General features: G+C 51.7%; 3 protein-coding genes. All 3 read right to left on the bottom strand.

Annotated elements, in window-relative coordinates; genetic code table 11:
• Positions 1–34 precede the first annotated feature (34 nt).
• Genes ICL55_RS34720 through ICL55_RS34710 form a run of 3 tightly spaced genes read right to left on the bottom strand, consistent with a single transcriptional unit; the run spans position 35 to position 15,925 of the window.
• On the bottom strand, positions 35–3,742 hold the full coding sequence (locus ICL55_RS34720) for a beta-ketoacyl synthase N-terminal-like domain-containing protein (RefSeq protein WP_188106632.1): 3,708 nt from the start codon (positions 3,740–3,742) through the stop codon (positions 35–37).
• Complete coding sequence (locus ICL55_RS34715) at positions 3,739–5,502, bottom strand: aminotransferase class III-fold pyridoxal phosphate-dependent enzyme (RefSeq protein ID WP_188106630.1); 1,764 nt, start codon at positions 5,500–5,502, stop codon at positions 3,739–3,741. The genes ICL55_RS34720 and ICL55_RS34715 overlap by 4 nt, the downstream gene beginning before the upstream one ends.
• A 10-nt stretch (positions 5,503–5,512) precedes the next feature.
• Positions 5,513–15,925 carry an SDR family NAD(P)-dependent oxidoreductase gene (locus ICL55_RS34710; protein WP_188106627.1) on the bottom strand — a complete coding sequence of 3,471 codons (10,413 nt, stop codon included), beginning with the start codon at positions 15,923–15,925 and terminating at the stop codon, positions 5,513–5,515.
• Positions 15,926–15,942: the final 17 nt, after the last annotated feature.

Here is a 15,942-nt window from a genome sequence, read left to right as displayed (position 1 = left end):
TCGGGTTCTGATAAACAGTAACGTGGTGTTGTTATTAGGAGGAAGTTTTGCTGAAGAAGGTATTTATCTTCTTAGCCAGCTTTTTACTATTGTCTTTATCGATGAGGGTAAAGTGATTCGCTTCTATGGCGACGATCTGCGCCGGTTTTGGCAGCAGTTCATTCCATCCGTAGTCGGCGGAAGCCTGCTGATAAGCTGCTATATAGCTTTCGGTAGCTTTAAAGAGCAGTACCTCGATGCCGGCAGGTAATTTCTCCGGTTTATAGGCGCGGCAATATTTTTCATTGGCGATGGTGGTATTGATACTGGTCGCCAGTTGCGCTTTCGGGAAATTAAAGCCCAGCGATTTAATATTGTCGTATAGGTAATCAGCGATTTCATTTTCCGGTACCTGCTTCAGTTGTTCCGCATCCAGCGCTATCTGACGACCGGAAGAGCTGATAAAGATGGCTTTTATGGCGGCCACCAGATCGTCGATCATAGCGCCACCGGGCGTGGCGGGCGACATACAGTCCACCAGTATGAGCGACTCCACTTTTTCCTGCTGCTCCAGCAGTAGCCGCGCCATTTCATAGGCGATCGTGCCTCCGTTGGAGAAGCCCAGCAGCCGGTAAGGGCCTGTGGCCTGTATTTCCCTGATGGCGTCGATATTTGCCTGAGCAATAGCGGTGACGCTGTTCAGCGGCATATCATCTCCTACCAGGCCAACGGATTCAAGACCATAAAAGGGTTGTTTGGTACCCAGCGCGGTAATAAGATGTTGCAACGTGATGGCGTTGCCATCAGCGCCGGGAACTGCGAAGACGGCACGTTTATCACCCTTCACCTGCATCGGGCACAGGATACGGGCAGCTACCGGCGTGGCCGTTGTTTCCTGCTGTCCACGCGCTTTGTCGGCCTCCGTTTTATCGCTGGTCACCATAACGTTTTTAACTTTATCCGCATAGTGCTCCAGCAAATAATCCTGCAGCGTTTTAATCTCCGGACAATTAAACAGTATAGCTGGTGAGATATTTATCTGTAACAACTCGTTGATACGCGCAATCAGGGCAATGAGGCCGATGGAATTCATTCCCAGTTCAGGGAAATTAACATCGGTGGGAATATCTTCCAGCGGACGGTCCAGCTGCAAGGCTATCTCCTGCTTCAGGAACAGTTCCAGCACTGCGGCGGGTAATGTGGAAATATTATCCGACGTTGCCGACATAAAAAAGAACCAGACGGCCTGTGCTCCGGTATCTTTCTTTGCCTGCTGCGCTATCGGCACAGCGGCCGCTATGGCAGGCATTTCCGCGTCGGCAATCTCTACCCAGTGTCTTTCTCTGGCAAACGGATAAGCGGGCAATGTCAGGGGTTTTACCGTCTTGTTTTTCCAGATGATGGCCCAGTCTACCGGCAAACCGGTAATCCACAGCTGGGCAATTTGTTGCCACTGCTGCGCCTGCAGGCTTTGTCTCACCATCATGCTGATCATGTCCTTTGTCAGGATATCGGCAATAGGGTTTCCTTTGCTGAGGTTTATATTTCCATGGAAGATGCCTTTCTTTTCCATACCGGCGCCTGTTCCTGCCTGCGCCACCATGGTCAGCTTCTCCAGCAGCTCCGCGCGCGAAGCGGCGATAATGGCCAGTCTTTCTTCCATTGCATCACGCCCTGTCTGTAACGTATAGATCAGGTCATGGAAAGACTGTTCCATAGGGGTATCGGATAAATAGGCCGTATAAATACGGACGTATTCCTGCAGGCGTTCACTATCTTTCGCAGAGAGCACAAACAGCTGCGGTATAGCCACAGCTGCCGTTTCCGGCGAGGGTACCTCATGAAGATATTCTTCCAGCACGATGTGCAGGTTAACCCCACTGTCGGCAAAGGAGTTGAGCCCGGCCCTGACAGGCATATCGTTCCTGCGCAAGGTATCGAAAGACAGCTCCTTACCAGCGATATACAGCGGATGCGAACGGCTGTCGATATCCAGGAAGGAGTTAATAGTTTTTCCGGAGATAGTAGCCGGAAACTTCTTATGATACAGTGACAACGACAGCTTGATAAAACTGGCCAGGCCACTGACAGATTCCAGGTTTCCGATATTTCCTTTTACACTGCCCAACGCACAGGTCTTCTCTTTGGAAGACTTTCCTTTGAAAACATTTTTCACTCCTTCGAACTCGAAAGAATCCCCCCATTTGGTGGCATATCCATCTACCTCAATATAACTGATGGAAGACAGGTCTATGTCCGCTTTTTCATAACAGTCGGTGATCACACCGGTAATAGATTCATGTTTAACTTCTGACAGGAACCTGGCATTCCCCCTGTTACGCTGATGGCTTGCCTTGATCACCCCATAGATCCTGTTATGATCTCTTTCTGCGTCTTCCAGTCTTTTTAGTACGACGGCCGCTACGCCCTCTCCTCTTGTAAAACCGTTGGCGTTGTCATCAAACACGCCACAGGTACCGTCAGGCGACAACATACCGTATTGTGACAGGGAAATATAATCGTCGGCAAACAGGTTAAGGGACACGCCACCCACTACCGCGAGGCTACTTTCCTGGTTCAGCAGCGCGTAATAAGCCCTGTGCAGCGCCACCGCAGAACCAGCGCAATTCACATTGATGGATTCGCTGGGACCATAAAAATCCAGCAGGAAAGACAGGCGGTTGGCCAGGTAATAAGTAGGACTGGAAGAAGTAAAGACAGGTCCGTACCTGCCGACAGGGATCTTACCGATATTTCTTCTCAGGTAATTTTCATATTCCGCATACTCATAGGCAACGTATACCCCGGTATCTGATCCTGCCAGACTGCCCGGCGCAATGCCGGCGTCCTGAAAGGCTTTGTATACTTCCTGTATCAGTAACCGCTCCTGTGGGTCCATCAGTCGCGCTTCTTCCGGGTCAACCTTAAAGAAGCCTGCATCAAAACAGTCTACGCTATTTAACAACGCGCCCCATTTGGAAATAGTTCCGCCCGGCGTGGGCGTGGTGACGTAGTAGTCTTCCGGCTTCCACCGGGTAGCGGGTATCTCGCGGATGCTGTTTTTTTCCTTCAGCAGATTATCCCAGAAGGTAGCCGCATCAGGCGCATCCGGGAAATTACAACTGATGCCTACAATTGCCATATCGCCGGTAGCGCGCGCTGCCGGAACTTCCGTAGCAGCCATGTGCTCCGCATTGCCGTTCATACCGTTTTCCTCCTGCAGCTGGCGGTCTTCATAGTAGTACATCAGATCGTCCGCGTAGTCTGTCAGCAGCGTATCCACAATTTCATCCACTGAGCTGAACGAGTGATGGGAAAGGTCGATATCGTACTTATTGCTGATGTAGCGCAACAATCCCTGGTAGGCATCGCTGGCCGGTCTCCTTTCGGGCCTGCGACTGGCAGGCACTTTCACGGGAGCGGCACGTTTCACGCCGGCAGGTCTTTCTTCCGGCTTGTTTTTAACAGGTGCTGCTGTTTTTATTTCCGCAGGAAGCGTTTCTTCTTCCTTGTTTTCGTTGATGATTTCCTCCAACAGGTCCGCCAGTTCCCTGATGTTCTTCACATTCACAAACTTCGAAGGCGGGAGTGTGATGTTGTATTTTTTAGATATTTTATTGATCAGCTCCATGGAGATGATCGAGTCAATCCCGAAGTCTTCGAAATTGGCGTGTACATCGAGTTTCCCGGCAGAAAGCCGCAAGGTGGTTTCAAAGATCGCGGTTATCTCCTGTAACACGCTCTGTGTAGCAGCTATTGTCATAGGGTACCTCCTTTTTCCTGGAAGCGTTTCAGATCAGCTACCAGTAAATTTCTAAGTTTTTCCATCTGATCGTTTTTCGTGGGTGCGTGACCGGTATTGCACTGCATGGTAACGCCCGCAGATATTTCCACAGTGGTGGTTACCTCCTCTTCCTCCTGTTCATCTGACTCATAGAAGAAGTTCTCCTGCAACAATGTTTCCACGCTCTTCTTCATTGTCTGTATTATAGTGGCGATATCTTCCGAGGAGTGTGCCAGCGTAAGGAAACAGTTGCCTGAAGGGCTGGTTTCCACGCCGTTCATTCTCATCAGCACCAACAGCAGTTCTTTTACGACGCCATTCGGGTCGTCCAGGAATCTGATTCTGAAAAGAGAGCTGAAATATTCAATGACGATGGGCACGTTTTTCATGGCGAAGAACGTATTCAGTTCATCGCACATGTGCCTGGTGGCGGTGTTTAACGCTTGCAGGAAGCAGGAAGAGGAATCGCATTTGTCATTTCCGGCAGCGAGGCATCTGTTCCTGAACTCTGTGAGCACGGCCAATGTGGCGGCCAGTTTGATGGGATTACGTGTATGTGTGCCTGCCATCAGTGCTTTCTTCACGCTGGGCATGGTATTATCATCATAGCGGAAGGCGCCGCCGTCCACGAAATTCATGTATTTGGCCAATCCGGCGATCATACCGGAAGGCATGCCTCCTGCCGGTATTTTGCCATAAGTGGCCAGGTCTCCTTTGATATTCCAGAGCCCCTGTATACCGTTGCAGCCCACTCTGAAGCCGGTGATCATCTCATCCATGATCAGCAGGATATCTTTCTCCAGGGTAAGTTTACGTACTTCGCGCAGGAACTCCACCGGCTGCAAAGACGGGTGCCTGGATTGTACCGGTTCTACCAGCACACCGGCAATTTCATCTGCTCTTGCTTCAATAATATCCAGGTGGTCCATATTGCCATAGTCCAGTACGATCAGCTCGTCGGCGAACTCCTGCAACATACCCAGGCCCATGGCGATGCTGTTGCCGAACTGGTCTTTCGCCGCCAGTACGGTATCAGAGAGGCCATGGAAAGCGCCGTCGAAGATGACTATTTTCTTTTTCTGGGTAGCGGCGCGGGCTATCCTGACGGCCCACATGACGGCTTCTGTGCCGGATTGTGTGAGCAACACCCGCTCGTGACCGGTCAGTTCACTGAAGAGCTGCGTCACCTGTGTCAGTTCTTCGGTATACCCTACCAATGGATAGCCTTTGTGTAAACGTTTGATGATGGCGTCTTTGACAAACTCCGGCTGATGTCCGAACAGGTTAACGCCGTTATCGCTGGCGATATCCACGTATTTGTTACCATCGATATCGTACAGGTAAGCGCCCTCGCCCCTGTCGTACGTCAGATGAAACTGCAGCGGCTTCAGGCTCTTTTTCAGACCGCCGGTTTTTCGCTGGTCCACGAAGTGCGTCTGATGCTTAGAGGCATTTTCTTTGGAAACAGGCGCCATCTTTTCCAGTTCCACAGCCAGTGTGCTGATAAACTGTTTGTGTTCATCCGTCAGCTGCAGCTCCGTTACGGCTTTGAGCGTACTGTTTCTTTTTTCGGAAGCATTGTTTCCAGCTGCATTAGCGCCGTTAGACAGGTGCAGCTTCAGTTTGGAAAGCATATATTTCTTTTCATTCTCCGGTAACTGTTCAAAGAGTTGCAGGGCTTCCGTCCTCTCCATCCTCTTTGAAACAATTTTTTCGAGCATGTTGTCAATAGCTATCATGGTATTAATTTTAGTATAGGTCCTGAAGTAATTTGTCGAAACTAGCCTCCGCATTATCCGCTTTGGCGTATGGTGTTCCGTTGGTATCATGTTCCTGTACAACATTCAGCAACATCTCAAAATCCTTGTCTGTGGTCATATCCGTCTGGCGATGCAGGCTATTGTCAAATGCCAGTCCTTTTATTTTCACACCTACTTTACCTGTGATGTCCGTCAGGTCTATGTCCACCCTGATGGTGCTGTCACCGGGTTTGCTGCCACGGGCATATCTCACCCAGGCATACATTTCCGCGTCGCAGCGGGCGAAGCGCTTCAGTGATGCTACTTCGAACGGCTGCAGCGGTGGCCCGGCCAGCGGCTGCATGGCTGTCAGGAGACCGACTACGGCCTGCATGGCGCCTTCCATCATTGCCGGATGAAGCGTATAGGCGTCATGGTTATCATCCTGTGATGGTGGTAACCTTAACCGCACCAGCAGCTGTTCATCTCCGCGGTAAACGGCTTGTATACTTCTGAGGGAAGGACCGTAGGCCATACCCATCTGGTCCAGGCACTGGTAGAGACTTTCAGGGCCCTGCGGTGTTTCTTCAAAATGCATTTTCAACTGCGCGATATCCAGTTTTGCCGAAGCGGGATGACCATAGGGCCATACGCGGCCGGAGCAATACATGATATCTTCTCCACCTGCCGGGCCATATATTTCAAAGTCTATTTCGCCCTGATCTGCTTCCAGGAGCGCTATGCTGAGTGGCTGGCTGTCTGCCACCACCAGGGGTTCTCTCCACGTGGTATTCCGCATTTCCAGGATGGTGGTCCCGTTGTAATCCGGCAGTGCATTTTCTACCGCCGCACATACCATTTCCAGGTAGGCAGTCAGTGGCAACACAGGCTGCGCGGCTATCTGATGGTCCGCGATGAAACACTCCTTACCGGTAAAGACAGAATGGTAAGACTGCTGCCCGATGACTGAAGCGTTAACATGCAACAGCGGATGCAGCTTCTCAAATTCTCCGGCAGCACCGGTTTTCTCTACCCCTTCTTCGCTGAACCAGTAACGTTCCCGTGCAAAGGGATAGGTCGGCAAACTGATACGTCTGGGATCCGCATTCCGATACAGTTCCTCCCAACCGATGCTGATACCGCTAACCCACGCTTCGGCGAGGCCGGTGTAATTTCCATCCGCCAGCCACGTGGCGGCAAGTGCCTCCGGTGACGCCGCATTCCCTGCTTTATTCAGGAAGGTGGTTTTGCTTTCCTGCGTCACTTTTCCGGAGAAGATGTCTTTTGACTGTTTTTCACCGGAGAGATAACGGGCCAGTTTCTCCTGCAGCTCTTCTCCGGAACCGGCCAGCAGTGCCAGGCGGAAGGTCATTTCATCGCGGCCCATTTGCAGCGTGAAAGCCAGGTCGGTCATATCTTCCTCCTGTTTTCCAACATGATCGTATAACAGTTGCGCATAAGCGTTGAGCCTTTCTTCATTTTTGGCAGACAGCACGATGATATGCGGAGCTGACGAGGATACAGCAGCGCGTTCTTTCGGTATGTATTCTTCCAGGATAACGTGCGCATTAGCGCCGCCAAAGCCGAAGGAGCTAACGCCGGCCCTTCTGGGGAGAGGGTTTCCCTGCTGATCTTTTACGGCCTGCCATGCCGTTGTTTTATCCACGATGTACAGCGGACTTCCCTTGAGGTTGATGTAAGGGTTCAGTTCATGGAAGTGCAACGTCGCCGGGATTTTTTTATACTTCAGGGACAGCAGTACCTTAAGCACCCCGGCAATACCGGCGGCGGTTTCCAGGTGACCGATGTTGGTTTTCACGGACGACAGCCCGCAATGCGGCGTGGCGGCCGCCACTTTATGGTGCTTTTTATATAGTTCGGAGAATGTTTTATTCAACGCCTGGACTTCAATCGGGTCACCCAGACTGGTACCCGTGCCGTGGCATTCGATATATCCCACGGTAGCCGGATCGATCTGCGCTTTCTCATAGGCTTCCACCAGCAGGTCCGTTTGTGCGACAGGGTTAGGGGCGGTCAGCATGGTTACGCGGCCGCCATGGTTCTCGGTGGTGGCCCTGATCACCGCATAGATATGGTTTTTATCAGCGATGGCCTTGTCGAGCGGCTTCAGGAGGATCGCGCCTGAGCCTTCCCCTCTAACGTATCCGTTAGCGCTCTTATCGAATGTTTTGCATTTGCCGTCGCCGCTCAGCATACCGGCCATCCCGAAGGAAATGTAAGCTGCCGGTGTGAGCATGAGCTGCACGCCTCCTACGATCGCCATATCGCTGCTGCCGGTATGAATAGATTCTATGGCGCGGTGAATAGCAATCAGCGAGCTGGAACAGGCAGTGTCCAGCGGGGCACTTGGACCGCGCAGGTTGAGCAGGAAAGATACCCGGTTGACCAGCACAGAATGTGAGTTACCGGAGGCGGAATAGCCATCCAGGGGAATCTTTTTATCTGCGAGTATATCTGCATAGTCTCTGGTGGCTACGCCCACAAACAGCCCTGTTTTGGTTCCGGAGAGATCGGACACTTTATGTCCCGCATCTTCGATGGTTTTCCAGACTGTTTCCAGGAAGATCCTTTGCTGCGGGTCCATCATCTCAGCTTCTCTCGGAGAGATACCGAAAAACAGGGGATCGAATTTATCCACGTCACCCATAAAACCGCCCCATTTGGAGTTAGTCTTATTCTTTTCCTTAAAGGGATCTCCGTCGTAGTCTTCCCAGCGCCAGCGATCAGGTGGAATAACGGTGATCAGGTTTTTCTCCTGCTCCAGGTGGTGCCAGAATTCTTCCAGATCTTTTGATCCCGGCATAACGCCGCTCATACCTACAATCGCGATCGGCTGATCAATAAAGCGGCTGCCTGTAGAAAGTGAACGGACAGCGGGTGTTGACGCCACGCTGGCCTGTACACCGGGCTCCCAGCCTTTGTTGATGCTGACGGTGAACGCGCTGTTGTCGGCAAGCGGCTCTTTTGCGGCCTGAGTCGACGGTGGTGCCACCACCGCGGCGGAAGCACCGGCTGTGCGGTGAACAGCCAGTATTTCATTTTTTTGTTCCTTCACCAGGTAGGATGCAATCTCCCTGATGGAGGGGTATTCGAAAAACAGTACCGGTGTTACTTCCAGCCGATATTTTTCGTTGATCCTGTTGGCATAGGTAGTTAAACCAATAGAGTCAAAACCCAGGTCCAGCAGGATCTTGTCGAAGGACATATCTTCTGCCTCCAGTTTCAGCAGTTCCATGACGATGTCTGACAAGGCATCCTGCACCATGCCGAACAGCTGCGTGTCTGCCTGCCCGTCTGCCGGAATGTTCCCGGTTGCGGCAACCGGCGCCGGCGCCGGCATTTCCTTTTCTTTAATCCCCCATGTTCGCTCTATTTTTTCCTGTACGCCCTCTACTACCACGAACTGCGTTTTACCGGCATGTAAGCCCTTTTCAAAGGCTTGTAGTCCTGTTTCCGTGTCCAGCGGTTTTATACCCAGGTTCTTTTTGAAGAAGAGTGTTGTTTGTTCATCCGGCCTCATGCCGCCCTCCGCCCACAGCGACCAGTTCAGGCTCACGGTGACGCCCGTACGTTCTCCCTGCTGCCGCAGGTATTCACGCCGGCCGGCAAAAGCGTCCATGAAGTGATTGGCAAAAGCATAATCGGACTGTCCCACATTACCGCCCACAGCGGCCAGCGAGGAGAAGGTCACAAAGAAGTCAAGCTGATCATCTTTGGTAGCTTCGTCCAGATGCCTGGTGCCGTATACCTTCGGCGCAAACACGGCCTCCATTTCTTCACGTGTCTTGTTCCGGATGTAGGCGTCCCGTATAACACCGGCGCTGTGAATAATACCATTAATTTCACCGAAAGCTTCCCGCGTGGTTTTCAGCAGTGCTTCCACCTCGCTGTACCGGGAAACATCTGCAGCGATATACATAACTTCCGCACCAGCTGCTCTCAGCTCTTCCAGCTCCGCTTTGCGCGCATCGGACAATGCCGAACGACCCGTCAGTACCAGCCTGGCCTTGTATTGCTCAGCGAGCCGCCGCGCGAAAATAAGTCCCAGGCCCCCTACGCCGCCGGTAATGATGTATACCCCTTTCTCCTTCAGGCCGGGCTGTCCGGCATGCGCTTCTGCCGCTGCCTGCAAGGCAAATGCTTTTACTTTCCTGACAGCACGTTTGCCATCATCATACCTGACGGTCATCGCCTGTTGCGCATCGGGATGATACTCCGCCATGAGCGCATCCAGTATTTTATCATAGGATACTGTGGACTGCCGTATCTCCAGGATCTTGCATTGCAGCTTAGGCTGTTCCAGCAGCAGCGTCTTTACGAATCCGTTAATAGCCTCATGATGCGGTTGTGTTATTCCCTTTTGTCCTGTATAGAGATAAAGCAACTGCACTTTATCCAGCTTATGTTCTATGAGCGACTGACAAAGTGTAAGGAACGCATACACCCCGTTATTCAGTGAATCGCTTAAAAATGTTTCGTCGTATGGCTGCTCCGCTTGCAGCGAAGCCGCTGCCGGCCATGCAAAACAGATGCGGCCAATATTCCGCTGCGCTTTATTCAGTGCGGTAAACAGCTGCCTGAAATCTTCCGGTTGCTGCGGATGAATCCTGTAGACATTGTCCATTGATTCATACGCTTCTCCGGGCAATACCAGGATTATTTCACCGGTATTCTTAAAACGTTCTTTATACAGCCGGTACAGCTGCTCGTCTGCCGCAAACAGCAGCAGCGGGCCATCAGCAGGAGGTGCAGCCTGTACTGTCAACGGCGCTTCCTGCCATTCATGCGCATAGTGCAACTGTTGATAGGTTTCTTCGTCCTTCGCCTGGTCTGGTTTTTCGTGTACGCTTACCAGTGGTACCCCTACCGACTCCCTGATCTTTACGAGCACCTTTCCGCTTTCATCCACAATGAAAACATTCACCCTGGATACTTTGGCGTTAGGTTCATTTACTTTTCTCACATAGCTGAAACACTTCTGCGTCAGCGGTTGCAGCACCTCCACCTCACCGATAGAGTAAGGCACAAACATCTCACCGGTACTGGCACCCAGCTGGGCCGCCATACCTGCCTGGAAGGAACCGTCCACCAATGAGGGATGGAGCAGGTAATCATGAAAATCACCCTGGCGGATGTCCGGGATACTGAGCGCTCCCAGTATTTCATCGTCATTCCGGAAGATATCCTGTAACACCTGGAAGCTGGGGCCTAAGGCCAGACCCAACGATTTAAACAACGGATAGGCCTCTTTCCCGTCCGTTACCTTCCGGCTTCTTTCGCGGATCTCATTGATATCAATATACTCGGGCGCTGCTGACAGCTCCTGATTGGTGGCGTATATCAGTTTTCCCTGGGAATATACCTGTTTACGGCCATCTGCTTCTTCACTGAACACTTCAAAGTTGACCGCCTCTCCGTTGGGCTTTAGTTCAATCAGCACTTCCCGGGGAACGGAGTTGACCACTGTCAGCGGACTTAACCAGATAATATTCCGGATCTTCTGTACTTTCCTGCCCGCGGCAAGTTCACCGGCTTTGCGTGCAAAGTCGAGATAGGCGACGCCGGGCAATGTGGGTATATCGGAAACAAGGTGATCGTAAATAAAGAAATCGCCTTCGTGGAACGTTTTTTTGAAGAGCTGTTGTCCAAAAGTAGATTCATTGGAATCTATCAGCGGATGTATGGCGCTCTTTCCCGATTGTATCACGGCAGCGCCGTGCTGTTTTCCGGATATCCAGTGGCGTTTATCCGCAAAGGGATATGTTGGCAAAGACACTTTCCTGCCGGATTCCGGCACGCCCATCCCCTGCCACCCTGAGAGCAGGCCTTCTATCCAGAGCTGCGCCAGTTTACGCAGGTCGCCGCTTCTGGCCAGTATTTTAATAAACTCCTCTTTCTCTTGCCGGCTTAACAGTTTGGTGATGCTCTCCCCGCCTTTTACCTGACCCATGAAAATGTTGTCATCACTCTTAGCATCGATATATGCAGCCAGTTTCTCCACCAGCTCGGCTTTTGTGCCGGCAATAATGGCGAGACGGTGATCAAAAGATTTTCTTCCCGTCTGCAACGTATGTGCGATGTCGTTGAGCGGCAGCTGCAGGAACGGTGTATCGCAGGCCATATCCTCCCGGATACACGTCATCAGGCGGATAGCGGCGGCACGCAGCTGTTCTTCATTTCTCGCGGAAAGCGGGAAGATGTGATCCGTCGTTGCTGTGGCGCCATTATGTTCCGGCATGGTGGCAGCGCAATATTGTTCAATGATAACATGCGCATTGGAGCCGCCGGCACCGAATGAGCTGATACCGCCGTACAGCGGCAGCTGCCTGCCATCCACCACTTTGGGCGTCCACGCTTCCACTGTCTGTCCTACATAGAAAGGAGAGTTCTCAAAATCGATAAACGGATTCAACTCAGCAGAATGCAGCGATGGTACCAGTGTACAGTGTTTCATCTGCAGCAGTACCTTCTGTAGTCCGACGATGCCCGCCGCAGCTTCCAGGTGGCCGATGTTCGTTTTAATAGTACCGACAGCGCAATTCTGCTTTCCTACCTGATATTGCTGAAACGCGGTGGTCAGGCCGCTGATTTCAACGGGGTCGCCCAATTCCGTTCCTGTGCCGTGTGCTTCGATGTAGGTAACATGGCTGGCATCTACTTTTGCATTCTCCAGCGCGGCCATCACCACCCTGGCCTGCGCATTGGGGCTGGGCACCATGAAGCCGCTTGTTTTCCCGCCATGATTTACGGCGGTCCCTCTGATAACGCCATAGATGTGATCTCCGTCGGCCACTGCGCGGGCCAGTGGTTTGAGGTAAACGGCGCCTACGCCTTCTCCGGCCACATAGCCGTTCGCCCCTTTGCCGAAAGCACGGCCTACGCCGTCGGGGGAGAGTGCGCCCCCGCTTCTGTTGATATCTATTTTACCCTGATGTACATCGAGATTAACACCGCCAACAATAGCACCGGAACACTCGCCTTTACAAATAGCCTCGCAGGCCAGGTGTATCGCCGTGAGACTGGAAGAACAGGCGGTGTCAACAGACATGCTCGGTCCGGACAAATTAAATGCATACGATACCCGGTTGGCAATCCCCCACAGGTGAGAGCTGGGATTCAGGTTATTTCCTTTTAGCTTCTCCTCTAGTCCCAGCACCTGATATAAAGTCCATACAGCGCCCACATACACGCCGATATTCCGGGACTCGCCCTCCCGTACCAACGTTTCCGGATAATAGCCCGCATCTTCAATCGTTTCCCAGGCCACTTCCAGGAACAAGCGCTCCTGGGGGTCCAGGTGTTCTGCTTCCCTTGGGGAAATATTAAAAAAGAGGGAATCAAATTTGTCGATGCTATCCAGGAAGCCACCGCGGTACTTTTGCGAAAATTTATTCTGCAGGCGTTGCTCGAAACGTTCATGCGGGATGGTTTCGATACAATCCATTCCCTGTACCAGATTTTTCCAGAGCTCTCCCACATTCTTTGCTTTCGGGTACCGGCCTGCCATGCCTACAATGGCTACCGCTGTGGCAGCGGTGTCGTTATGGCCATCATGCCGGGGCGTGGTGGCGATGTGCGGAACATTATCTTTCTCCGTTCCATGCTTACCTGCCGGCATAACAGGCGCAGTCACTTTCTCCCGGACCGTATTGCCGGTAACGTTATGATAAGTCAGTAATTTAAAGGCGCTGTGTATATCGCCGAAAGATGCCGTCAGTTCTCCTTCCGGCAGCAGTTCGGGAATATTATGCCTGCTTTCAAACTGGTGGATTAATTTCTCTGCGATAGCGGCGGCATCCTTTCTGTTGGTGCCCACGGGTATGGCCAGCCGTACCACGTGGCTGAAGGGTGTCTCTTTACGCATGCCCGCGCTATGTGCGCCGGCACGGATGCCGGTGTTCAGGAACATCCAGGCAATAAACGATGCCACCGGATATTTAAACGTACTGAAAGCCGGGATTTGTTTTACATCGATCAGGATGCAATGTCCGCCGGGCATTTGCAGTACCGGCACTCCCGCTTGTTGCAAGGCTTTGCCTATCAGCTGTACGGACTCCATCCGTTGTATGATCTGCGCCTCTATTTTATCACGGTGCTGTAGCGATAGCGCCAGTATTTTTTTATCTACCACGTCCAGGCCCGTTCCTTCCTCCCGGATGAGGTCCTGCACCCTATCCAGCAGCGCGGTATCGTTGGTGGCAATCATGCCGCCGTGACTTACGCAGAAATCCTTTGTTAAGCCGGCTATCACAGCATCGGCATAAGAAAGCATCTCTCGGACAACGTCCCAGGTATGGCTGCCGGCAAATTCTTTTTCGTTGGCGATAATAAAGCGGGCATTCTCCAGCATCCTGGTACCATCGAATACCAGCGGGATATGATGTGCAGAGAGCAATGCTTTTACCTCCCGAAGATGTTGCATGGAAACAGGCGCGCCACCGGCTGCATTATCTCCTATTTCTATCAGTACCATGGCGATGGAACCGGCGTCTTTCACGATGCGCTGCTGCAGCGCGTCGTAGTTAAGGTTCCCTCTGTATAATTCCCGGGAGTGCAGCTGGAATACTTCCGGATGCGGCCACTCTTCCGGCGTGAAACCGTTGTCAATCTGATTAAAGATAGTAGTCGGGAAAAGCAGGTTTTGGATAACGACACCTTTCTCTTTCCATGATTTAAAAAAGGTATGTTCCGCTGTACGTCCTGAAGTGGTGAACGCAAAACAGGAAAACGGGAAGATACTTCTCAGGCATTCTTCCAGGTTGGCCGGTTGTTGCAGCTGCGAATGCAGGAACCTCACCTGGTTGCGGATGGCAGGTGTGTCCAGCTGTGCCCAGGAATCGGTTTTCAGGTCTGTATCGATATGTTCGTCGGGTATATTAAACGGGTTATAACCGTGTGCGGCCAATATATCTGCCCGCTCCACCCCTGCTAATGTCAGTACCGGGGGGTCCTGCGGCTCCCGCGTACTTTCAGGCGATGTAACGGTAACGGCTATACTATCTGTTGGCGCGCCGGTCGTCTGCATTTTATCAGGGTCAGCGATCATCATGATGATGTCGGTTACATTATCCGGATTGCTGCCTACCGCGCGGCAAAGGAAGACAGGCGTATGATCCGGCCTGAATTTATTTTTGAATTGCAGGTTACCTTCATCATTAAATATTTTATTCTCCCGCAGGAAGTCCAGCATTTTATCCAATGCGGGGTCAGCATCGGGAGAGGCTTCCAGCTTGCAGCCATAGGTGCCGCCCAGACTCAACACGTCACACCCTTCTGCCGCCAGTATCCCCATCATATGCACGATAGCATATTCCAGTCCCCCGAGCGGCATTTCCTGCGGATAGAATTCCAGGTCCATCAGATAGCCGTTCTGCTCTCCGGAGAGTTTTGAGATCAGGATCACGTTTAACAGCACATCATCGAGATAGGTAAGGAAGAGCCGGTGTTCGGGGCTCAGGCGTCCTGCCAGGATTTCTTCCTTCACCGCAAAAATCAGCGGGTTCACCATGGTCCTGGGGGCGCACCATTTATCGATGATGGCGGCGATGCCGGCATCGGTGGCATTATCGGAGCCGTTCCTGTATTCTACTGTCCTGCATTGGCCTTCTTTGGCAAATTTGGTGACCTGGTAGCGTAAGCGGCGCATACTGCCTCCTTCCAGCGAAAACTCCCTGATATTGGATATCCGGGACAATACGCCGAAAGGTGTTGCTGTAAAGGGGGTATTTCCGATAGCTTTTATCTGTTCCGCCGAAAAGAGATTGAGTTCAAGCTGATGGCGGGTACAATGCTGATAGATTTCTGCTGACAAGGTTTCGTAGTAGTCCATCGGCCCGGTGTAGGCGTAGACCAGCACAATCTGTTTATACCGGCTATAGTTGAAATATCCTTTCTTTTCACTGCCGATAAAGAGATGGGGCGCTATATTCCGGGTGCCTCTGGATGCGGAACCTTCATTTTTGTAACGGGTAAAGAGATCCGCCACCAATGTGCTCCATTCGGGATGAGCGAGCGCTTCCTGCTCAGAAATCAGTATGGGAGCAGCCGAAGGCGCTTTCTGTGCCGGTATGGGAGTAACAGCGATGCTTTCCGGTTGTGGCGACGCTTTTACATGTTGGGATGTATGTTTCTCCAGCGCAAACTTCGCGGAGATCGTTTGTTCATGGTGCTTAACAAAATAATGGCTCAGGTCACCGATGTTGAAATTTTCAAAAAGCAGTGTTTTAGGTAAGGTGCCAAACTCTTCCTCCAGCTTTTTGATAATCTGTAAGACACGAAAGGAATCAATCCCTAATTCCTGGAACGGAAGGGATGTATCACTGTCTCCGATAGATATCTGAGCAACCTTGGATATCAGGGATCTTAGATAACCCTCTGTCGGCTCTAATAATAGTTCTTTCATTTCCTTATTGTGAATTG

Source organism: Chitinophaga varians, assembly GCF_014529945.1.
GTDB classification, from domain to species: domain Bacteria; phylum Bacteroidota; class Bacteroidia; order Chitinophagales; family Chitinophagaceae; genus Chitinophaga; species Chitinophaga varians.
The sequence above is the reverse complement of the archived record's forward strand: the minus strand, read 5'-3'. Positions and strand labels throughout refer to the sequence as shown.

Bases quoted from the DNA above. Each gene is read 5' to 3' on its own strand.
- ICL55_RS34720 (WP_188106632.1), bottom strand. From the start codon at position 3,742: ATGACAATAGCTGCTACACAGAGCGTGTTACAGGAGATAACCGCGATC.
- ICL55_RS34715 (WP_188106630.1), bottom strand. From the start codon at position 5,502: ATGATAGCTATTGACAACATGCTCGAAAAAATTGTTTCAAAGAGGATG.
- ICL55_RS34710 (WP_188106627.1), bottom strand. From the start codon at position 15,925: ATGAAAGAACTATTATTAGAGCCGACAGAGGGTTATCTAAGATCCCTG.